Source organism: Kitasatospora sp. NPDC096147, from assembly GCF_044763225.1.
Classification (GTDB): domain Bacteria; phylum Actinomycetota; class Actinomycetes; order Streptomycetales; family Streptomycetaceae; genus Kitasatospora.
This window is the reverse complement of sequence record NZ_JBIWFX010000007.1, coordinates 362,212-383,169: the sequence shown is the minus strand read 5'-3', so window position 1 is coordinate 383,169 and position 20,958 is coordinate 362,212. Positions and strand designations below refer to the sequence as shown.

General features: G+C 72.9%; 21 protein-coding genes and 1 pseudogene. 11 read left to right on the top strand and 11 right to left on the bottom strand.

Annotation, left to right across the window (positions count from 1 at the left end; genetic code table 11):
• Positions 1–47: 47 nt before the first annotated feature.
• Positions 48–995: a LysR family transcriptional regulator gene (locus tag ACIRBX_RS23855; RefSeq protein WP_402299201.1), complete on the bottom strand. Its 948-nt coding sequence runs from the start codon at positions 993–995 to the stop codon at positions 48–50.
• 116 nt (positions 996–1,111) lie between these two features.
• On the opposite strand from ACIRBX_RS23855, the gene ACIRBX_RS23850 reads away from it, so the two are divergent.
• Both ACIRBX_RS23850 and ACIRBX_RS23845 read left to right on the top strand, forming a co-directional pair.
• On the top strand, positions 1,112–1,996 hold the full coding sequence (locus tag ACIRBX_RS23850; protein ID WP_402299199.1) for an NAD(P)H-binding protein: 885 nt from the start codon (positions 1,112–1,114) through the stop codon (positions 1,994–1,996).
• Positions 1,996–2,361, top strand: a complete 366-nt coding sequence (locus ACIRBX_RS23845) for a darcynin family protein (protein ID WP_402299198.1) — start codon at positions 1,996–1,998, stop codon at positions 2,359–2,361. The genes ACIRBX_RS23850 and ACIRBX_RS23845 overlap by 1 nt, the downstream gene beginning before the upstream one ends.
• An 85-nt stretch (positions 2,362–2,446) precedes the next feature.
• Here ACIRBX_RS23845 and ACIRBX_RS23840 read toward each other — a convergent pair whose 3' ends face one another.
• Positions 2,447–3,970: a SulP family inorganic anion transporter gene (locus ACIRBX_RS23840; RefSeq protein ID WP_402299196.1), complete on the bottom strand. Its 1,524-nt coding sequence runs from the start codon at positions 3,968–3,970 to the stop codon at positions 2,447–2,449.
• Between the two features lie 317 nt (positions 3,971–4,287).
• On the bottom strand, positions 4,288–5,244 hold the full coding sequence (locus ACIRBX_RS23835; protein WP_402299195.1) for an alpha/beta fold hydrolase: 957 nt from the start codon (positions 5,242–5,244) through the stop codon (positions 4,288–4,290).
• On the opposite strand from ACIRBX_RS23835, the gene ACIRBX_RS23830 reads away from it, so the two are divergent.
• The gene (locus tag ACIRBX_RS23830) at positions 5,243–6,304 is read left to right on the top strand and encodes a DUF5937 family protein (protein WP_402299194.1); all 1,062 of its coding nucleotides are present in this window, start codon (positions 5,243–5,245) and stop codon (positions 6,302–6,304) included. The two genes, ACIRBX_RS23835 and ACIRBX_RS23830, sit on opposite strands and share 2 nt — an antisense overlap.
• Before the next feature lie 52 nt (positions 6,305–6,356).
• On the opposite strand, the gene ACIRBX_RS23825 is transcribed toward ACIRBX_RS23830, so the two are convergent.
• The gene (locus tag ACIRBX_RS23825) at positions 6,357–7,430 is read right to left on the bottom strand and encodes a hypothetical protein (protein ID WP_402299192.1); all 1,074 of its coding nucleotides are present in this window, start codon (positions 7,428–7,430) and stop codon (positions 6,357–6,359) included.
• A 303-nt stretch (positions 7,431–7,733) separates the two neighbouring features.
• Here ACIRBX_RS23825 and ACIRBX_RS23820 point away from each other — a divergent pair, with 303 nt between their 5' ends.
• The 4 genes from ACIRBX_RS23820 (at position 7,734) to ACIRBX_RS23805 (ending at position 11,284) form a co-directional block, all read left to right on the top strand.
• Positions 7,734–8,471 (top strand): ATP-grasp domain-containing protein, encoded by a 738-nt coding sequence (locus ACIRBX_RS23820; protein ID WP_402299240.1) that lies wholly within the window; start codon positions 7,734–7,736, stop codon positions 8,469–8,471.
• Positions 8,472–8,838: 367 nt separating this feature from the next.
• Positions 8,839–9,288 (top strand): hemerythrin domain-containing protein, encoded by a 450-nt coding sequence (locus ACIRBX_RS23815; RefSeq protein WP_402299190.1) that lies wholly within the window; start codon positions 8,839–8,841, stop codon positions 9,286–9,288.
• Positions 9,289–9,404: 116 nt separating this feature from the next.
• The gene (locus ACIRBX_RS23810) at positions 9,405–10,637 is read left to right on the top strand and encodes a 2-isopropylmalate synthase (protein WP_402299189.1); all 1,233 of its coding nucleotides are present in this window, start codon (positions 9,405–9,407) and stop codon (positions 10,635–10,637) included.
• Entirely contained in the window at positions 10,634–11,284 is a 651-nt protein-coding gene (locus ACIRBX_RS23805; RefSeq protein WP_402299187.1) for a Sua5/YciO/YrdC/YwlC family protein, read from the top strand. Before ACIRBX_RS23810 ends, ACIRBX_RS23805 begins: the two co-directional genes overlap by 4 nt.
• Before the next feature lie 28 nt (positions 11,285–11,312).
• Here ACIRBX_RS23805 and ACIRBX_RS23800 read toward each other — a convergent pair whose 3' ends face one another.
• The 6 genes and pseudogenes from ACIRBX_RS23800 to ACIRBX_RS23775 all read right to left on the bottom strand — a co-directional run.
• Positions 11,313–11,795 carry a hypothetical protein gene (locus ACIRBX_RS23800; protein WP_402299185.1) on the bottom strand — a complete coding sequence of 161 codons (483 nt, stop codon included), beginning with the start codon at positions 11,793–11,795 and terminating at the stop codon, positions 11,313–11,315.
• Positions 11,796–11,879: 84 nt separating this feature from the next.
• Entirely contained in the window at positions 11,880–12,920 is a 1,041-nt protein-coding gene (locus ACIRBX_RS23795) for a hypothetical protein (protein WP_402299183.1), read from the bottom strand.
• The gene (locus ACIRBX_RS23790; RefSeq protein ID WP_402299182.1) at positions 12,917–14,860 is read right to left on the bottom strand and encodes a hypothetical protein; all 1,944 of its coding nucleotides are present in this window, start codon (positions 14,858–14,860) and stop codon (positions 12,917–12,919) included. Before ACIRBX_RS23790 ends, ACIRBX_RS23795 begins: the two co-directional genes overlap by 4 nt.
• Entirely contained in the window at positions 14,857–15,630 is a 774-nt protein-coding gene (locus tag ACIRBX_RS23785) for a TIR domain-containing protein (RefSeq protein ID WP_402299180.1), read from the bottom strand. The genes ACIRBX_RS23790 and ACIRBX_RS23785 overlap by 4 nt, the downstream gene beginning before the upstream one ends.
• Before the next feature lie 72 nt (positions 15,631–15,702).
• Positions 15,703–16,506, bottom strand: a complete 804-nt coding sequence (locus ACIRBX_RS23780; protein WP_402299246.1) for a DNA-binding protein — start codon at positions 16,504–16,506, stop codon at positions 15,703–15,705.
• A 309-nt stretch (positions 16,507–16,815) separates the two neighbouring features.
• A pseudogene (locus tag ACIRBX_RS23775) lies at positions 16,816–17,010 on the bottom strand (helix-turn-helix domain-containing protein); the annotation flags it as partial.
• A 377-nt stretch (positions 17,011–17,387) separates the two neighbouring features.
• On the opposite strand from ACIRBX_RS23775, the gene ACIRBX_RS23770 reads away from it, so the two are divergent.
• Both ACIRBX_RS23770 and ACIRBX_RS23765 read left to right on the top strand, forming a co-directional pair.
• Positions 17,388–17,888, top strand: coding sequence for a protein kilB (locus ACIRBX_RS23770; protein ID WP_402299178.1), 501 nt, complete (start codon positions 17,388–17,390; stop codon positions 17,886–17,888).
• 68 nt (positions 17,889–17,956) lie between these two features.
• Positions 17,957–18,496 (top strand): O-acetyl-ADP-ribose deacetylase, encoded by a 540-nt coding sequence (locus ACIRBX_RS23765; RefSeq protein WP_402299176.1) that lies wholly within the window; start codon positions 17,957–17,959, stop codon positions 18,494–18,496.
• Positions 18,497–18,529: 33 nt separating this feature from the next.
• On the opposite strand, the gene ACIRBX_RS23760 is transcribed toward ACIRBX_RS23765, so the two are convergent.
• On the bottom strand, positions 18,530–19,000 hold the full coding sequence (locus tag ACIRBX_RS23760; RefSeq protein ID WP_402299175.1) for a MarR family winged helix-turn-helix transcriptional regulator: 471 nt from the start codon (positions 18,998–19,000) through the stop codon (positions 18,530–18,532).
• A 207-nt stretch (positions 19,001–19,207) separates the two neighbouring features.
• Here ACIRBX_RS23760 and ACIRBX_RS23755 point away from each other — a divergent pair, with 207 nt between their 5' ends.
• On the top strand, positions 19,208–20,446 hold the full coding sequence (locus tag ACIRBX_RS23755; RefSeq protein ID WP_402299174.1) for an MFS transporter: 1,239 nt from the start codon (positions 19,208–19,210) through the stop codon (positions 20,444–20,446).
• A gap of 37 nt (positions 20,447–20,483) precedes the next feature.
• Entirely contained in the window at positions 20,484–20,912 is a 429-nt protein-coding gene (locus ACIRBX_RS23750; RefSeq protein WP_402299172.1) for a heme-binding protein, read from the top strand.
• The last annotated feature ends 46 nt before the right edge of the window (positions 20,913–20,958 follow it).

Sequence of the window (20,958 nt, the reverse complement as noted above, 5' to 3'; positions counted from 1 at the left end):
CTCCGTAGCCCCTGTGTCCACTGCCGCCGCGCACCGCCCTGTCGTGATCAGGAAGTTGACGGCGCGTGGAAGGCCCGGCGGACGGCGCGGCGCAGCCAGTGGTGGGCTCCGTCCGCCGTGTGCCGGGGGTGCCAGGCCATGCCGATGGCGAGCGGCGGCAGTGGCAACGGGAGGTCCAGCAGACGGAGCCCGAACGCCTCGGCCTCCCGGGTCAGCGGTGACGGGGCGTCACCGGGGAGGGCGGCGGGCACCAGGCAGACCAGGTCGCTCCGGGCGGCCAGGGCCATCGCCGCCAGGTGGCCGGGCAGCACCACGGCGACCCGGCGGCGCAGGCCCCGCTCCGCCAGGGCGGCGTCCAACGGCCCGCCGAACCGGCCCCGCCGGCTGACCGCCACATGCTCGGCACCGGCCAGCCGGGCCGGCGTCAACTCCCCTTCGGCCAGCGGGTGTCCGGGCCGGACGCCGGCCACCATCCGCAGCTCGGTGAGCGGCTCCACCCGGGTCTCCGGATCGACGTGGTCGATCGACCCGACCTCCAGGTCGATCCGGCCGTCCCGCAGGGCCGGCCCGGCCTCCAACTCCTCGGCCAGGATGCGGAACGAGACCCCCGGTGCCTCCTGCCGGGCCAACCGGAGCAGCCCGGGGGCGAGGGCCGAGCCGACCAGATCGGCGGTCTGCAGGGTGAAGGTGCCGCTCAGCCCGGCCGGGTCGACTCCCGCGCCCGGACTCAGCAGCGCGCCGAGGCTGCGCACCACGGCGGCGGCCTCCTCGCGCAGCTCCTGGGCGCGCGGGGTGGGCACCATCGCCTGACCGGCCCGGACCAGCAGGGGGTCCTGGAGGATGCGGCGCAGCCGGGCCAGCGTACGGCTCATCGCGGCGGGCGAGGTGTGCAGCCGGGCGGCGGCCCGGGTCACGCTCTGCTCGGCGAGCAGGGCGTCCAGGGCGACGGCGAGGTTGGCGTCGATGGCCGGACCGGTGCTCTCCACCTGCATCATTCCGTTCCGAGCAATGATTGCTTGCTGACATTCCCATTGTGGCATCACCTCCGCCGTCAGCAGGATGAGAGGCGTGCCGGACCGCATCGGCTGGCACCCGAACCGCGAGGAATCCCATGATCGTCATCACCGCTCCCACCGGGCACATCGGCCGCCACCTGCTCACCCTCCTGCTGGCCCCTGCCGTCGAGGAGCCCGTCCGGGTGGTCGTCCGCGACCCCGGGCGGCTGCCGGCCGCCGTCCGGGACCGGGTCGAGGTGGTCACCGGCTCGCACGGGGACCGCAGCGTCCTGGACCGTGCCCTCGACGGCGCGGACGCCGTCTTCTGGCTGGTGCCGCCGGACGGCTCCCGCACCCCCGAGGACGCCTACCTCGGCTTCACCCGGCCCGCCGTCGAGGCCTTCGCCGCCCACGGCACCGGGCACGTGGTCGGTGTCTCCGCACTCGGCCGGGGCACGCCGCTCGCCGACCGGGCCGGCCTGGTGACCGCCTCCCTGGCGATGGACGACCTGATCGCCGGATCGGGCGTCCACTACCGCGCCCTGGCCTGCCCTTCGTTCTACGACAACCTGCTGGAGGACATCCCGTCGATCGTCGGTCGGGGCGTCTTCACCGACTCCGTCGCCCCCGGGCTGCCCGCTCCCCTGGTCGCCACCGCCGACATCGCGGCGGCTGCGGCACGCCTGCTGCTGGACCGTTCCTGGACGGGCACCGGCAGCCTGCCGGTCGTCGGTCCGGAGCTCCTCTCCCCCGAGGACCGCGCGCGCATCCTGACCGAGCAGCTCGGCCGCCCGGTGCGCTACGAACAGCAGCCGTACGGGGAGTTGGAGGCCGAGCTGCTCGGCTACGGGCTGGAGCCCCGCTTCGCCCGGGGCGTGGTCGAGATGAAGCGCGCGAAGGACGCCGGCCTGGACGGCGGCGTCACCCCCGATCCGACCGCCACGGGCTTCGCCCGCTGGTGCACCGAGACCCTCGCACCCGCCGTCCTGGAGGCCTCCTGATGACCGCTCACCCCGCCGCGCCCCCGGTCACCGCGTTCATGCTGCTCAGGACCACCCCCGAGTGGCTGGCCCTGACCGTCGAGGAGCGCCTGCACGCCTTCACCACGCAGGTGCTGCCCGCCATCGAGGCCAGGACCTCGGGCGTCCGGTCCCGGTTCTACGACACCGAGTTCTACTCGACCCGGGTCACCGATGTCTGGGTCTGGGAGGCCGACGACCACCACGCCTACCAGCTCCTCATCGACGCCTTGCGCGAAACCCCGTTCTGGGACCGCTACTTCGAGGTCGTCGACCTCCTGGTCGGCACTGAGAACGGCTACGCCCGCACCTACGGCCTCGCCCCGGTGGCCACCATCACCACCTGACCCCGGGCACTGACCGACCGGCCACCGCTCCTCCCGCACCCTGGCCGTCCGGCGGTGCGGGCGCAGCGGTGCCGCCGACGGCCCGTCAGTGGCCGGTGACGGCGAGCTCGCCGGAGAGGCGGGCGTGGAGTTCGGCGCTCGGGGTGTTGAGACCGGTGATCTCCACGGTCTTGCCGCGCTGGGCGTACTTCGCGGTGACGGTGTCCAGGACGGCCACCGACGAGGCGTCCCAGACGTGCGCCCGGCTGAGGTCCACGACCACCCGGGCCGGGTCACCGGCGTAGTCGAAGCGGGCGACAATCTCGTTCGCGGAGGCGAAGAAGAGCGCGCCGGTCAGCGTGTACACCACCCGTTCCCCGTCGGCGTCGCGCTCCGCGCTGAGCTCCGCGTGGTGCGCCACCCGGCGGGCGAAGACCGCCATCGCGGTGAGCGAGCCGACCACCACACCGACGGCGAGGTTGGCGGTGGCCACCACCATCGCGACGGTGATCACCATCACCGCGATCTCCCCGGCCGGCATCCGGCGCAGGGTGGCGGGGGTGACGGAGTGCCAGTCGAAGGTGCCGATCGAGACCATCACCATGACGGCGACCAGGGCGGCCATCGGGATCTCCGAGACCACCGGACCGAAGACCACGCAGAGCACCAGCAGGAAGGCACCCGCCAGGAAGGTGGAGAGACGGGTGCGCGCGCCGGAGACCTTGACGTTGATCATGGTCTGGCCGATCATCGCGCAGCCGCCCATGCCGCCGAAGAAGCCGGTCACGATGTTCGCGACGCCCTGGCCGATCGACTCCCGGGTCTTGTTCGAACGGGTGTCGGTGAGGTCGTCCACCAGCTTGGCCGTCATCAGGGACTCCATCAGACCGACCAGGGCCATCGCCAGCGCGTAGGGGGCGATGATGGTCAGCGTCTCGACGGTGAACGGCACGTCCGGCAGGCCCGGCACCGGCAACGAGTCGGGCAGTGCGCCCTTGTCGCCGACGGTCGGCACGGCGAGGCCGGCCCCGACGGTGAGCGCGGTCAGCACCACGACCGTCACCAACGGCGCCGGGACCACCTTGGTCAGCTTCGGGGTGAACACCAGCAGCGCCAGCGCCCCCGCCAGCAGCGGGTAGACCGCCCACGGCACGTGGGTCAGCTCGGAGAGCTGCGTCATGAAGATCAGGATCGCCAGCGCGTTGACGAACCCGACCATCACCGAGCGCGGCACGAAGCGCATCAACCTGCCCACCCCGAGCACGCCCAGCACGATCTGGCACACCCCCGCCAGGATCACCGCCGCCACCAGGTACCCGAGACCGTGCTCCCGGTTGAGCGGCCCGATCACCAGCGCGACCGCCCCGGTGGCGGCCGAGATCATCGCCCGCCGGCCGCCGACCACCGCGATGGTGACCGCCATCGTGAAGGAGGCGAACAGACCGATCTGCGGATCGACCCCGGCGATCACCGAGAAGGAGATCGCTTCCGGGATCAGGGCCGGCGCGACCACCAGACCGGCCAGCACCTCGGTGCGCCAGACCTTGGGGTCGGACAGCCAGTCAGGCCGTAGGCGGCGCAGCGGTCCTGCCGCCGGAGTCGGGGCGGGGGCGGGTGGGGCGGAAGACACGGGTGGTGGACCTCGTCGGTGCTCGGGACCGGCCCCGGCGGTGGGACGGGGCGGTCGGGGGACCCCGTAACGGGGCCGGAAGGTACAGATGGGCAGGGATAACGCCCTGGTGACCCCATCGCAGCGGGCAGTTCCGCCCCGGGGCCCCGGGGGATCCGACCTGGTCCGGCCAACCGACCGTCAGGTCGGGCCCGGTCGAGGAAGCGGCCCCCACCGCATGACTCCCCGCCGCCCACCACCTGCCGCCCACCACCTGCCGCCTCCGGCTCCGGCTCCGGACGAGCCCGCGGACCCCTCGTCTCTCGGTGGCACCACCGTCACGCGAGGGGCACCGGCCCGGCGGCCTCACGACGGCCCGTCAGGAACCCGACCACGGTGGCGGTGAAGGCCACCGGGTCATCCAGCCACGGGTAGTGGCCCGCACCGGGCTGGACGGTCAGGCCCGTGCCCCCGGGAAGCCGCCGGACGACGGCGGCGGCCGAGGCGGCGGTGGGCCAGAGGTCCAGGGCGCCGGCCACCAGCAGGACGGGGCACCGCAGCGCGGCGAGCGAGCGGAGCAGGGCCGGACCGTCCGGCTGGTACCCGGCGTAGTAGTGGTCACTGACCGAAAGGGAGCGCTGGGCCTGGTCGGCTGCGGCATGCGCCCGGGCAGCCTCGTCCCAGCGGCCGTACATCAGCGGCTCGAAGGCGAGCCGGTGCGGGGCGGCCTCGGCGAACGACCGGGCCGACTTCATTCGGCGGTAGGCCCGCTCGGCGGCCGGGTGCCAGGGCTCGTCGGCGCGGGCGGCGACCACCGCGTCGGCCTCGGTGTCGGAGGGCAGACCGAGGACGGCGAACGAGGGCGCGACCAGGGTCAGGCTGTCGAGGCGTTCGGGGTGGGCGGCGGCGTACAGCAGGGCCAGACCACCGCCCGCCGAGTGGCCGAGCAGGTCGATCCGCTCCCGGCCGAGGTGGCGGCGCAGCGCCTCGACGTCCGCCACCAGCCGGTCCACCCGGTAGCTCGCCGGGGCGGCGGCGCCGGACCTCCCGGTGCCCCGGGTGTCCGGCAGCACCAGGGTCCGGTGGGCGGAGAGGCCGCCCAAGTCGCCGAGGTACTCGGCGGCGCGGCCCGGCCCACCGGGCAGGCAGACCAGCAGCGGACCGTCGCCCGTCGTACGGAAGGCCAGCCGGGTGCCGTCGTCGGCGGTGAACTCGTGCAGGGTGAACTCGCCCTGGGTGGGCTCGCGGTGGGTGGGCTCGCGGTGGGCGGCCGGGTGGGACGTGGATTCGCTCATGCCCGCCACCCTGCGGGGCCGGTCCGACCGACGGCTATCGTTCAGCCAGGACTACATGGTGGGGAGCGGAGCCGTCGTGGCGGTGGAGATCCGGTTGTCGGCAACCGAGGTGGCGCGGGTCCGGTTCGCGGTGTCCCCGCTGGCCGAGACCGTGCTGGCGGTCCGGACGGTCCTGGGGGTGCGGACCCACGCGGTGTACGGACCGTGGCTGCGGACCGCCCCGGCCACGCTGGCCGAGGCCGTGACCACTGCGGAGCTGGAGCTGCTGCGCACGCTCCTCGGGGGTCTCCCGCCGTCCTTCCTCTTCCCGGTCCCGGAGTCCCGACTGCCTTCCTTGGAGGAGGAGTTGACGCACCTGCGGGCCACCGAGCCGCAGTTCGTGGCAGCCGAGTGCACCGCCGCGGTCGGCGCCCGGGCCGGCCGCCTTCCCGTACCGACCGAGCTGACGGCGATCCTGGCGGACGTGCTGGAGCGCTGCCACGAGCGGTTGATCGCTCCGCAGTGGGCCCGGATGCTGGCCGTGCTGGAGGCCGACATGGGGCGGCGGGCCCTGGTCCTGGTGGAGCGCGGAGTGGAGGGGTTGTTCACCGAACTGCACCACGATGTGGTCTGGCGGGAGGGCGAGTTGAGACTGCACGGCGACCGGGCGACCCGGTCCGGGGCCGGATGCACGGTCGAGGTCGACGGACACGGCGTGGTGCTGATGCCCACCGTCTTCGGCTGGCCCGAGGTGCTGGTCGACTGCGCGCCGCGCACCGCCGCCGCCATCCGCTATCCGGCCACCGGCGTCGCCCCGCTCTGGGAGCGCCCCCGCACCGACTACCACGGGACGGCGGCCGTGCTCGGCCGCACCCGGGCCGCCATCCTCGCCGCCCTCGCCGATCCGCTCACCACCCCGGACCTCGCCGCCCGGGTCACTGTCACCCCGAGCGCCGTCTCCCAACACCTCAACGCCCTGCGCGCGGCCGGCCTGGTCACCACCCTGCGCAGCGGCCGCACAGCCCTCCACCGACGCACCGCCCTGGGTACCGCCCTCGGCCAAGTCGGTGCCGTCGGCTGACGACCACCCCGACCGCCGTCGCAGGCACCGGCAGGGTCGCAGCACCCGCCGGTCAGGACCGGGAGCGGCGGCGTGCGGCGGGCCGGTCCGGGCCGGGCCCGGTCGTGATGATCCGCTCCGTCAGGTCCCGCAGACCGGGGAGCGCCGCGAGGGTGGCCTGACGGCGTGCCAGCAGGTCGCTGGTGGTGTTGATCCCGAGATCGGCGACGGCGGCGGTGAAGTGCGGAGTGAGCCGTTCGTGGGCGGCCGGGGCGTCGACGGCCAGCACGGCGTGGCAGCGGGCGAAGGTGGCCACCGTCCAGAACATCGCCTCCCGGTGGTCACCACGCGCCACCAGGTGGTGGGCGGCGTCGATCGCGATCGGCCGGGCCTGCGGCGAGATGTCGGTGCTGAACGGGAACGGCGTCCGGGCCGCCACCACGGTCTCGTCGAAGGTCACCGCCAGGGTGTCGAGGTGGTGCCGCACCTGGCCCGGCGTCAGCTCGTCGGCACCGAGCAGCCGCAGCAGGCCGGGGTAGTGCGCGGAGAGCCCGAGCTCGGCGAGCACCTCACGGGCCCGCAGGTAGCGCAGCCGCACGGTGGGGTTGCGCAGCGCCGCGACCAGCACCAGGTGGGTGGTGATGCCGGTCGGGAACAGCCAGCCGCTCACCTGCCGGTGCCAGGGCTGCTCGGGGTCGTGGTGCGCCAGTCCGGCGGTGATCTTCTCGTGGACGTTCCGGCAACGGGCCCGGATCCACTCCGGCTCGGCGAACCGGGCGGCCACCTCCCCCTGCAGGGCGCCCACTGCCCCGCCCGGGTCGTCCACCACGATGCCGTGCCGCAGGCCGGGCGCCAGGTGATGGTCGGTCAGCACCCGTTCGGCGGGGCCGAGCTGCTCCCACCCCAGCTGACTGACCTCCAGCAGCACGCCCTGGTGCTCGAACTTCCCGAGTTTGAACCCCTCCGGCTCCTCCCGGGTGACCAGCACGATGTCCAGGTCCGAGCCGACCGGGAGTTCCGCCCCGTCGGGCAGCGTGGTGGTCGAACCGGTCAGGTACGCCCCGAGGTAGCCGGGGTGGGCGCGGCCCTCGGTGGTGATCCAGTGGCGGGCGGCAGCCCGTGCGGTGTCGATTCTCACGGGCGCCATTCTGGCCGGACGACGGGCCCGGGGCGCCCCTTGCGCAGCCGTACGGCGTGGCGTGCTCCACGCACCGTCAGCTCTGGTCCCGGTCACCCTGCGACGCGTCCGACGCGCTCGGACGGGCTGCCCCGGACGGGTGATCATGAGCGATCGTCCCTTGATCCTCGACCGCGAGCCCACCCGGCACGTCCTGGCCCCCGACCCGCAGGATCTCGGCTGCGGTGGTGGACCTGGCGGGGCTAGTGTGGCGCCTCCGGTACGTGGGAGGAGATCGCAGTGCTCGTCATGCCCGGGCGGCGGACGTCGACGATGGAGCTGCTGGCCGCCGAGGCGGCGGGCCGTGGGATGGCGGTCAGGGCTGCGGAGGACTCCGGCCTGGTGGGCCCCGCGTACTGGTACGGCGGACCGGTCGCAGGGGCCGGGCTGGCGGACCGGCTCGGGTTCGCGCTGCTGGAGCCCACGGACGACTGGCTCGCGGAGCTGCCGGAGGAGTTCACCGGCCGCCGGGTCCGGGCCGGGACCGTGGCGGACGCCTGGGCCCTCGACCGGCCGACGTTCGTGAAGCCGCCCCGCGACAAGTCCTTTCCCGCCGAGGTCCACACCGACGGCTCGCGACTGTCCGCCGATCTGGACCCGGCCACGCCGGTGCTGCTGTCCGAGGTGGTCACCTTCGCGGCGGAGTACCGGCTGTTCCTGCTCGACGGCCGGATCGCCGCGGCGAGCCGGTACGCGGTGTTCGGCCGGCTGGACCCCTGCCCACTCGGCACGGACCGGGCCGCCCGGGCGATCGCAGCGGAGATCACGGAGTTCGTCGACCGGCTGGTCACCGCAGTCGGGCCCACGCTGCCGAGCGCGGTCGTCGTGGACGTCGGGCAGCTGCTCGACCCGTACCGTCCGGGCCACCGCTGGGCCGTGGTGGAGGCGAACATGGCGTGGTTCTCGCACGCCTACGCCGCCGATCCGGCACGCGTGCTGGACGTGGTCCTCCGGGCGGCCGGCCCTCGTGAGCACCTGCGGTCCCGGGACCTGGCGTTCGAACGGCACTGACCCACGGCGCCCGCCCCGGGCTCCCACACCGTCGGGAACCGACCCGGCCTCCGTCGGTGAGGGCCGAACTGCCGTGGGGGGACGGGACCATGACGGTGGCGGGTGCCCACGCGACCCGCCACCACAGCCCCCTGCCAGGACACGGCGAACGACACCGGCCGCGTCGCGGTCCGGCTCCGCTCTCCCGACCGGCCTCGCTCCGGCCGGGCGACCGGGCCGGGCGGTACGTCCGGGAAGCAGCCGAACCGGCCGATGCCCGACCATGCCCTGCCGCCCACCTCCGGCTCCCCCGACTCCGTACCGTCCATCCCGTTGCGGCGCGGCGCGCCGTGCCGCTCCCGGTCCCTCCGGCCGTCAGGATCGAGGCATGTGCCACTACTGCGGCTGCCGCGAGATCCCGCTGATCAAGGAGTTCATCGCCGAGCACGAGTCCGTCACCGACCTCGCCGGCAAGGCCGTCCGCTCGCTGGAGCAGGGCGAGCACGCGGAGGCCGGGCGGCTGGCGGCCCGGATGGCGGAGGAGTTGCGGGCGCACTGGGACGGCGAGGAACGCGGTCTCTTCCGGGTGATGGCCACCGATCCGGAGTACGCCGGATACGTCGAGGCCCTGGTCGCCGAACACCGCGAGCTGGCCGCCTTCCTGGAGCGGCTCGACCTCGGGTCCGCGAGCCAACGGGCCGAGTTCGTCGCGGCGGCCGAGGAGCTGCACCACCACATCGCCAAGGAGGAGGACGGCCTCTTCCCGGCCGCCCTGACCGCGCTCACCGGGGACCAGTGGGATGCCGCGATGGCCGCCTGGCGGTCCGTCCACCCGTGATCCATTAGCCACTCGCGCCGATCTTCGCAAGGGGATCGGCCGATTCCGGCGTTCACACGCCGACTTGTGCGCACTCGGCCTCGGCACCCTCCCGCCCCGCTCTAGGGTGCGTGCCCATGGAACGAGATCTGATACGGGAGTCCGCGCAGGCGGGGCGGGTCGTGCTGTGGGAGGAGTCGGCGCGTGACGGCGCGCAGGCCAAGACGGTGATGTCGGAGGACTTCCGGGTGCAGCTGGCGCTGGCGCAGGGTCGGATGTTCGGCGCGGACGGACCACGGCACGTGGTGTTCGCGGCCGGCTTCCCGGCCGTCTGCGCCGAGGAGTTCGAGGCCGTACGGCGGGTCGCGGTCGAGGCCGAGGGGGCGGTGAGCGTCGCGGCGGTCTGCCGGGGGCGGTCGGCGGACGTCCGGCAGGCGGTCCTCTCCGTCCGGGGCAGCGCGCACGCCCGGATCATGGTGGTGGTGCCCGCCTCCGAGCCGATGGCCCGGGTGATGACCCGTCAGTCCGCTTCCGAGGCCCTGGGATCGGCGCTCTCCCTCCTCGAGGTGGCCCGTGACGCGGACGACGCGGTCGCGGTCGACCTCTGCTTCGCGGACGCCTCCCGGGCCGACCACGACCTGATGGCCGCCCGGGCGGGCGAGCTGACGGCAGCAGGCGCCGGAACGATTCTGCTCGCCGACACCGTGGGCGCCCAACTCCCTTCCGAAGCACGCGAGATGTACACCCGGGTGGCGGCCGGTGCAGGCCCGGACACGGTCCTCGGCACCCACCAGCACAACGACCTCGGCCTCGGCCTGGCCAACACCGTCGAGGCGCTGCGCACCGGCGCCCGGGTGGTCTCCGCCTCCTGGCTCGGCCTGGCCGAACGCAGCGGCCTGCCCGCCACCGAACAGCTCCTGCTCCTGCTGGCCCACGACCCGGCCCGGGCCGCCGTCCTGCTCGGTACCGACGCGCCCGCCTGGTGGACCGCCCCCGACCTCACCGCGCTCCCCCGGCTGGCCGGCGCGGTGGCCGAGCACACCGAGCACCCGCTCACCGTCACCATGCCGGTGGTCGGCACCGGGGTGGGCACCATCTCCACCGGCACCCCGTTCGTGGACCCGCAGCTCTTCCAGCCCTACGACCCGCAACGGGTGCTCGGCACCGCTCCCCGGGTGCTGCTCACCCACCTCGCCAACACCCGCGTCGTCCACGCCGTCGCCGAACGGCTCGGCCACCGACTGGACGAGGCCCAGGCCCGGACCGCCACCACCTGGGCCAAGGCCACGGTGTACCGTACCGGCCGCGCCGTGGTGGAGGACGAAGCCTTCGCCGCCTACCTCGACGGCCTCCGGGAGACGACGAAGTGACCACCCCTCAGGCCTCCGGCACCCTCGGCGCCGTCGGCGCCGCCCTCCACCGGGGCACGGCGGTCGTGCTGCCCAACCCCGCCCCGCTCACCCACGTGGTGGCCGGCACCGACCCACTCGCGGTCAACTCCGCCAAGGGCCGCCCGGCCGACCAGCCCGTCGCCCTCTGGGCCCACCACCCCGCCACCCTCACCACCCTGACCGGCCCACTCCCGCTCGGGCCCGGAGTCCGCCGCCTGCTCACCGAGGAGCGCGTCACCCTGCTCCTCCCCCTGCTGGCCGACGCCCCGCCCTGGCTGGCCCCGGCCACCCGGGACGGCTGGACCATGCTCTTCGGCGCCCGCTGGGCCCCGGTCCTCCCGCTCCTCGACCCGCACCCCGTGCTCTACGTCAGCAGCGCCAACCGCACCGGCAGCCCACCGGCCGCCACCACCGCCGAGGCACACGCGATGTTCCCGCCCGAGGTCCCGGTGCTCGCCCTCCCCGACGCCTCCCCCACACCCCGCGCGGCCACCACCACCCTCCGGCTGCACCCGAACGGCCGCCTCGACCTGCACCGCCCCGGCGCCCAGGACCGCCGCTTCCCCTCCCCCGGCGCCTACCTCGACCACGTCAGGACCACCTACCTGGGCGGCCCGGCGGTGTGACCGGGCCGCCGGGCCGCCCAGGGATCCGTCAGAAGGCGGGCCGGTCGTTCAGCTCCACGATCTTCCGGTCCGTCAGGCGCACGGTGTACCAGACGTCCTGGCTCGCCGCCCCGCCCCACGCCTCGGTCAGCCGCACCGAGGCGAACCCGTACTGCTCGTCCTCCTGGTGCACCCGCCACTCCCCCGGCACGTTCTGCGCCCGGAACACCGGATCGGCGTCGTGCTGCGCGGCCCAGGCGTCCAACCGGTAGTTCAGGTGCGCCGAGAGGTACGCCTCCCGCACCGCCCTCGGATCCTCCCCGCTCTCCCCGAGCACCGCCGCCCGGTACTCCTCGAAGAAGGTCAGCACCCGCTCCGCCGCCGGAGTCCCGGCCCGCACCTGGACCGGGGCGTGGGTGATCCCCGCCGACGGGACCGGCGCCGCCTGCACCGGCCCGGCGGCGAGCCCGCCCGCCAGCAGCAGTGCGGCCGTGCCGGCCAGGACGTTTCGCATCGTGCTCGAACGAGTCATGTCCGTAGTCCACCACCCCCAACGGCCCGCACCCAGCACCGACAAGGATGAATTCCTGGTCGAACAAGATGACTTCACCGAGCACTATGACCCTTCGCCCACCGGCTCCCGGTCCGTCGCACGCGCCTCCACCGGCCCGCCGTACTCGCCGAGCATCTCCTCCCGGATCAGATCAGCCGCCTCCGGCCGGTCCATCGCATCGGTGAACTGGGCCATCCGGTGCGCCCACACCGTCCGCTCCGGAGAGTCCTGCTCCACATCAACGTCGTCCAGGAACCGATTCAGCGGACCGATCACCCTGGGCTCTCCTGCCCCGCTGCCGTCACTCCCACCGTCACCCCGGGGACCGCGGCCACCAGGCGGCTCCACCAAGTGCCGGTACAGCTCGGAAACCGCCTCGTCGTTGGCCACTGCCGATAGCTGCGCGAGCGGCCCGATCAGGTCCACTGCCTCCCTGACCTGGTCGTCGTGCTGGGCCATCCACCAGACCAGCGCACTGCCGGGGGTCTTCAGGACGTCGTTTCCGAGGTAGGCCCGCTTGCTCTGCTCGAATCGCCGTTCGTGCTCCCAGACCTCCTCGCTCTTGCGAACAGCGGAGAGCTTGCCGAGCCTGCTCCGGTCGTCGTCCCGCAGCCTGAGCTCGACCCGGCCGCCCATCGCCTCGACCAACTGCTTGGGGTCGTGCACCTGGGTACCGAGGAGTCCGTTGAGCCGGTGCGCCACCAGGTCCGCGCGCTCGGGCAGTTCACGCTCCGTGAGCTCCCGCGCCCGGTTGAGCACCGTCTCGATCGCGAGTCCCGCCGGGTCCGCATGGATCAGGCCGCTGGAGTTCGGGATCGGACGCCACCACACCAGTGCCGAGAAACGGAAGTCGTAGTCCGGCACACAGCTCGGCAGGGCCACGTCGTCCACCCTGGTCTCCTCCCACGGTGGCCCGTCGGAGACCGGAGTGATCCCCCTCGGTTCCGGGCGGGTGGAGCCGATCAGGATCACCAGTAGCAGCACCACTCCGGCCGGCACTGCCCACATCCACACCGGCCATCCGGCTTGAAGCCCGACGATCACCACCATCAGTCCTGCCACCAGCGCCAGACCCACCAGCAACTTCTTCTCGGTGCCGGTCATTGCACTCTCCCTTCGCTCGTTCCGGCGGGCGCCGGATCAGTCGTCCCGATTCCCTGCGCCTCGTCGATCTCCCGACAGAACCTCGCCGCCACCTCGCCCCGGCTCACCGGGCTCGGTTGGAGCCCCGGCTCACCCGCCCATTCGTGGGCGAGCAGGTAGTAGCGGCTGAGGGGCCCGGGCCGGCCGGACGCGGCGGCAACGAGGATCCCGGTCAATCGTGCGCCGACCTCCGGCGTGGAACTCGCGGCGGACAGCCACGCCTTGACGCCGGGTCCCCACGCCTGCGGGGGCGCGACACCGAGCACCCGGTGCCATCCACGGATCAGATCCTGGCGGGCCGCTGGGCACGACGGCCGACTCATCAGTTCCACGAGGATCTCGGCGTCCCGCTGCCGGAACCTCGAACGAACGAGCCCTTCGTCCAACCGGTCGATCAATCGCCCGTAGAGCCGCCGGTCACCCAGGACCAAATCGAACAGGCACTGCCGGGCGTCGTCCGAGGTCTCCCGACGAGCAAGATGGTGAAGCCGTACCAACGCCTGGTCCGGATGGTCCTGTGCCAGGACGTCGAGACACATCCTGGCGAGGCCCTGAACCAGGACTGCCGCCGCCCTCGGCCCCGTCGCCCAGGCATAGATCTTCGCGCGGAACTCCGCTCCCGCCCGCTCGTCGCGCAGCCCGCGTTCGAGGACGGCCATTGCCGTGGGCAGCAGACGCCGCTCCGTCGCCCAGGACTCCACCAGCCGGGCCATCGCGTCCACGTCACCGACACGCAGTGCCTGGTCAGCGAATCGGGAGACCAGGTTCCGCGAGTCCGACTGCTCCAGCCCGGGAGGCCTCTCGACCGCCTCACCGACCCACTCCCCGAACACCGGTCGCAGGTCAGGATAATAGAGCCAGAAATGCGTCCGAACGGCCGCCGCATAGGCCAGGCCCTGGAACCGAATCCGGCCGTCACCGTCCACGGTCAGGGGCAACTGCCCAAGCCGCCTCGAAAGATCGGCCCGGTCCAGGCGCGGGGCCGGATCCTCCGGGTGTTCCACCTTCGCCAGCAGCCGGTTCCAGTGACGGGACACCACGTCGACCTGCGCACCGTCCAACATCGCCGCCGTCAGGAGCAGCAGCCTCTGCCGTCCGTCGGTCGTACCGGCCACCGCCCGGCCCACCTCAGCCGACCAGCCCCGCAGCGCTCTGCCCGCCGCTTCGGCCCAGCCGTCGAACGTTCCGCCCAGTGCAGCTGCCTCGGCCACCAACTCGGACAGCCGGTGCAGGTCTCGCAGGGGTGAGCGGTCGAAGAACTCCGCGAGCACGGAACCGCGCAGCCTGGAGAGTGCGACCTCGACACCGGCGGGCCGCAGGTGCCGAAGCAGGACCACGGCACCGTCGGGACGACCGATCCTCATCACGAGCTGCTGACAGTCCTGACCCAGAAGGTGCTCCCGTCCCTCCGCGAGCGCCACCGCGAGCCGCCCCCCGACCCGCTCGACCTTGGTCCAGTACGACCGCACCAGGGGCTGGGCATCGACGATCTCCTGATCGGCCGAGTTCGTCAGGTCGATCAACACCCTTTCGCCGTCTGCCAGTTCTTCGGGCTGATCCTCTGCCTTCTCGTCGAGCGCCACCTCTCGGATCGGAGTGTCCCCCGTACCCAGCTGATGCAGCAGCATGACCGCCGCACTCCGGCGGCCGGCCCCCGGAACACCCGATAGCACCACGGCGCCGCCGGGCTTCTCCAGCCGCTCGGCCACCTCCCCGTAGCCGGGTGGCTCCACGAAGCGCTGTCTCAGCCAGGCCCGTCGCTCAGCGGCCACCCGCAGCGGATCGGCACTCCCACGGATCTTGCCGTCCGGGCCCAGGTACCAGATGTGCTGATCACCGCTTCCGGTGTGGGTGGGTCCGTGCGCCTCCCCGATGCGCGTCCCCGCTCGAACACCGCTCACCGCTGCTGCCCGTCGCCGCCCCGCCGGGTGCCGAACTCGTTGCGCACGTCCCCGCGTTCGAGGTAGCTGCTGCCGTCACCGTGGAACTCGACGGCTCCGCTGCGGATGGTGTTGTACTGCTGACCGCCTCCGGTGTGTACCGGGCCGCTGGCGTTGTTGATGTACGTCCCCACGTCGTGGCCGACGTTCCCGATGCCCCCGCTCTGCTCGTGTCGGTAGTCGATGGCATGCACAACGCTCGAACCGCCACCCTCAGAGCCAGTGACCGAACCGGCCGTCGACCCGATCCGTCGCTCCGCATCTGCCAGCTGTGGCACCGCCTCGGCAAGGTCGTCGCCGATCCGCCGGAGGTTGTACTCCGCGTCGCGGTCGTCGTATCGGCGGTATTGGCAGTCCGCCAGCCTGGCCAGCGTCACAGGCAGGTCCTGCCGCTTGAGCACACTGGTGCCCCCGACCAGGATCGGCACCACCCGCACCCCGCACTCGAACGCTTCAATGATCTCCCGGCGGATCCAGTCCTCAGGATCGTCGAGGGCACGGCGTCCGTCCGTGGTTCGCGCGTCCATCCACCTCGGACCGATGACGGCCAGCAGCACGCTACTCCGACGGACGGCAGTCAGCAGCTCCATCGGGAACGGCTGCCCGATCCCGATGGACTTACTGGCCCGGAAGACCTGATCGTCGCCGAATCTCCGGGAGAGCTCGCGCTCGATCAGGGTCGCCGTGGAACCCTGGTCACTGGTGCGGTAGTTGACGAAGATTTCGGGCATGAGAAAGCACCTCTCCGGTCTGACGGAATCATGGGGAACAACGGACCCGGGCGGGGAGAACCCCGCGCCGACTCAGGGATGCAGCGCGCTGGCCAGTAGCGGCTGGAGGTGTCGCACCGGACCGCTCGTACGGAACCGGTACAGCTCGCGTGCAAGCCGCTCGACATCGGTCCGGATCGTGGCCGACCGCAACTCGGCTACATGCGGCAGGAGTTCTTCGGCGACTTGGCAGGCGCGCTCCGGCTCACCCCGGGCCGCATGGGCGAGCGCGCACCGCAGGCCGTACCGGGCGCGGCTGCGGACGGCGTGGGCCGGGATCCTCAGCAGCTCCCGGTCGAGCACATCGGCTGCCCGGTCCGCCCGGCCGAGGTCGTACAGGCACCAGCCCGTCACCATTGCGGCCGGATCGGCCAGGCTGCCGGTTCCGATGACTGCCGCGCCGCCATCGGCTTCGGCCTCCGCTTTCGCCAGCAACTCCCTGGCCCGGTCCAGACTGCGCAGACACGCCTCCTCGTCCCCGGCGAGGGCGTGTCCCTGTGCCTCGCGCTGGGCGGCAAGGCCTCGGATCCGAGGCGGCAGACCACTCGCCTGTGCCGGCCCGACCAGTTGCACGGTCCGGGTCGCGTCGCCGGCGTAGAAGGCCACCAGAGCACGGCGCACCAGGGCATAGGAGGCAAGATGGCGATCGCCCCCGGCTTCCGCGAGGTCGACGGCCTGGGCCGTCCACCACAGCGCCGAGTTGTCGTCCCCGGCTTCCTGGGCGATCCAGCCCGCGTACTCCGCGTAGCGGGCCGCGAGCAGCAGCAGTCGACCACGCGTCACCGGGGCCGCCCGGCCCGCGATCTCGCCCACCGCCCGGGTGTGCGCGGTGAGCACCGGGAGCAGGGTGTCGGCTGCCACGACTTGGCCGAGTCGCCGCATCTGCTCGAACTGGGCCTGAAGGATCTCAACGGTCCCGTAGTCACGGACCCTCCCGCTCGCAGCACCATGGTCAGCGGGCGGTAATCCCTCGAAGAACCCGGTGCCCAGCAGGGAGGAGGCTCCGGCCACCAACAACTGCCTCCGCCCGAGGGCCGTAGCCGGGCGACCACTCGGACCCCCACCTCGGCCTGCCGATCTCCCCTCGCCTCCGACGCTCCCCGAGGGCCTACCGGAGTCGGCGGCCACGAGCCGCTCCAGCGCACCGCCCGCACCCAGATGGGCGTCACACCGACGGGCCAGCCCGGGTGGCGGCACCTTGTGGCCCCGCTCGATCTTGCTGAGGTGCCCCTTGCTGTAACTGAGCAGCTCGGCAAGCCGGGTGAGCGTCATCCCTGCAGCCAACCGCCGCCTGCGAAGCTCCGGCCCGAAGGCTCCTGGCAGTGCCGTAGAACCGTCCATACCGACCCCTTCCTCCTGCCTGTCGCACGCACGCCCGACGTGCCGTGTGCCGGAAGGGGTTCCCCCCACCTCCGCCTGAATCCTGGCACGCTACCCAGCTGGTCATGCCTCGATCAGCATGGTTTCCCGTTTCCTCTTTCGCTCGAATGCCTTTACCAACAAAGCGCATTGACGACGACCCATCCCCCGCCGGACCGTCCCCGACCTGCCCAGACGCACTCCTCGGTGGCCGAAGTGCCGACGGCCCGACCCCTCCGGCCCCCTCGAAGCCACGCGCTTCCGGTGCAACCGAGCGTTGCGCCGGCCGTCTCGCCGGGAAGGGATTCGAGGTGACACGACGACAACTGCCTGACGGGGAAAGCGATTAGGGGAGGACCATGGACACGAGCATCTGGGTCACGATCGGTACGAGTGCGGCGGCGATCATCGGGGCACTCTCCGGAGCCCTGCTGACTGCCTGGCTGAACGGCCGGGCCTCCCGCAGCGCCGACACCGCAGCAGCTTCGAACGCCCACCGCACCGAAGTGCTCGCCGCGGTAGCCGAACTGACCTCGGCACTGGCCGACCACCGCCGTGCCCAGACGGTCCGCGCACGCGTACGGTCCGGGCACGGCGCCGGCCGTTCCTCGGCACCGGCCGCCACCGAGGAGCACACGACCGCCGTGCACCGGACCAGGAGCGCGGTCACCAGCCCGAGCACCACGCTCAGAATCATCTGCCCGGAGCTGGCCGGCGCGGCCGAGCGTGCGATCGGAGCCACCTACGCGATCAGGGAAGCCCGGAGCCTCGCCGAGGTGGAGCGCATGCGCATGCGGTCGAAGGTCGTCTGCGACGACCTGGTCGCCGAGGCAGGTCGGTTGCTTGTCCGCTCCCACTGACGGACACCCGGGGTTCGCCGGGGGCGAAGTGGCGGTCACCGGGCCGCCGGGGCGGGCACGGTTCGGGTATGACGCGGATCGAGATCGTGCTCGGGGACATCACGGCGCAGGACACCGAGGCCCTGGTGACGGCCGCGAACGAGTCGCTGCTCGGCGGTGGCGGGGTGGACGGAGCGATCCACCGGGCGGCCGGGCCCCGGTTGGCGGCGGCCGGGGCGGCGGTCGGGCCGTGCGATCCGGGGGACGCGAAGGCCACGCCGGGGTTCGAACTGCCGCCGCCGGTACGGTTCGTGATCCACACGGTGGGACCGGTCTGGGAGGGCGGGGACGAAGGCGAGGCGGAGGTGCTGGCCTCCTGCTACCGCCGCTGCCTGGCCGTGGCGGACGGCCTCGGGGTGCGCAGCGTCGCCTTCCCGGCCATCGCCACCGGGGTCTACGGCTTCCCGGCGGAACCAGCTGCCCGGATCGCCGTGGCCACACTCGGGTCGACCCGCACATCGGTGGAGTTGATCCGCCTGGTCGCGTTCGACGAGGAGGCCGAGGAGGTGCTCCGCACGGCACTCGACGACGCCCAGCACCCCAGCGGGGACGGAGGCGCGGTCAGCTGACCCGGCGTCAGGCCGCGACCGCCCCGGTCCGCGTCAGGAGCGCAGCGGAAGCACCGGCTTGACGGCCTCGACGGCGGCGACCAAGGGGGCGAGCTCGGGATTGCGGGCCGCCTCCTCCAGGACCTCGCGCAGCGCCCGCTCGTTGGTCGGCCGCGCCTCGGCCAGCAGGGCGAGGCCGGCTTCGCTGACGTTGGTGTAGATGCCCCGGCGGTCGGTGGGGCAGAGGTAGCGCGAGAGCAGGCCCCGGTCCTCCAGGCGGGTGACCAGCCGGGTGGTGGCGCTCTGGCTGAGCACGACCGCGTCGGCGACCTGCTTCATCTGGAGGTGGCCGCCCTCCCCGTCGTGCTGGCGGCTGAGCACGTCCAGCAGCGAGTACTCGCGCACGCTCAGCTCGTGCTCGGCCTGGAGGGCGCGCTCGACGTGCGCCTCGATCCGGCCGTAGAGCACGTAGAGGGCGGCCCACCCGTTGGCGAGGGCGGTCAGCGCGGGGTCCGTGGCGGTCATCGGCCGGTCTCCTTCCGAAGATTTGACACCGCCAGGATACGCCCTCCTGGTTACTACCGGCTGAAGCACCTAGCACGCGTATGCAATGAATGCCACCAGCCCCGCCGATCCCTGGTCGCGCAATGCCCGCAGTTGCAGATAGCCAGCGCATGCAACTATTGTCGAAGCACGTAAGCCGCACAAGCAATCGCACGGAGGGCACCTCTCATGCCTCTCGCACTCCTCGCCCTGGCCATCGGGGCCTTCGGCATCGGGACCACCGAGTTCGTGATCATGGGCCTGCTGCCCCAGATCTCCGCCGACTACGGCGTCACCATCCCGCACGCCGGCCTGCTGGTCACCGGCTACGCGCTGGGCGTCGTGCTCGGCGCCCCGCTGATGACCGCACTCGGCACCCGGATCAACCGCAAGACCATGCTGATGCTGCTGATGGGCCTCTTCGTGGTGGGCAACCTGCTCTCCGCCGCCGCCCCGAGCTTCCCGCTGATGCTGGCCGGACGGATCGTCACCTCGCTCGCCCACGGCGCGTTCTTCGGCATCGGCTCGGTGGTCGCCGCCGAGTTGGTCGCCCCCGAGAAGAAGGCCGGCGCGATCGCCACCATGTTCACCGGCCTGACGGTGGCCAACATCGTCGGCGTCCCGCTCGGCACCTTCGTCGGCCAGGTGGTCGGCTGGCGGGCCACCTTCGCCGGCGTCGCGGTGCTCGGCGCGGTCGGCCTGCTCGGCATCGCCCGCCTGGTGCCCGCCCTGCCGCGTCCCGAGGGTGCGCACCTGCGCCGCGAGCTGGGTGCCTTCCGCAACCCGCAGGTGCTGCTGGCGATGGCGATGACCGTGCTCGGCTTCGGCGGGGTCTTCGCCGCCGTCACCTACATCGCCCCGATGATGACCGACGTGGCCGGATACTCCGAGGGCGCCGTCACCTGGCTGCTCGTGCTGCTCGGCATCGGGATGTTCCTCGGGAACCTGATCGGCGGCCGGTTCGCCGACCGCCGCCTGATGCCGATGCTGTACGCCTCGCTCGGCGGCCTCGCCGTGGTGCTGGCCCTCTTCACCCTCACCGCACACAGCAAGGCACTGGCCGCCGTCACCCTCCTGCTGGTCGGCGCTCTCGGCTTCGCCACCGTCCCGCCGCTGCAGAAGCGCGTACTCGACCAGGCCCACGGTGCGCCCACCCTGGCCTCCGCCGTCAACATCGGCGCCTTCAACCTCGGCAACGCGCTGGCCGCCTGGCTCGGCGGGATGGTCATCTCGGCCGGCCTCGGCTACACCGCCCCGAACTGGGTCGGCGCCCTGCTCGCCGCCAGTGCGCTGCTCCTCGCCCTCTGGTCGGCCGCCCTGGAGCGCCGCGCTCCGGCCACCACCCCGGCCGGCGCCCCGACCACCACCCCTGCTGCGGCCACCACTCCGACCGCCCCGGCCCGCGTCCCCGCCCCCTCCCACCACTGACGCAGCGTCACCCCGACCCCCGGAGAGAAGCACCACCGTGAACACCACCGCCGTCACCCCCCTCACCACCGCCGACGCCGAGGCCCTGGTCTCCGCCGCCCGGGTCGCCGCCGAGTCCGCCGGCGCCACCGTCAGCATCACCGTGCTGGACGCGGGCGGACACCTGCTGGCCTTCCGCCGGGACGACCGGGCGGTGCTGATCTCCGGCGAGACCAGCACCCGCAAGGCCTACACCGCCCTCCAGCTGAACGCCCCGACCGCCGACCTGGTGGACCTGGTCAAGCCCGACGGCCCGTTCCACTCGCTCACCACCGCCCTCGACCGGCCGCTGCTCTTCATCGCGGGCGGCGTCCCGGTGCACGACCGGACCGGGCGCCCGATCGGCGCCCTCGGCGTCGGCGGCGGTGCCCCCGAGCAGGACCACGCCTTCGCCACCGCAGCGCTCACCGCCCTCGCGGCCCGCTGACCCCGCCCGGCCGCCCCTCACCCGTCACCCCCCTCCCCCCTCCGCC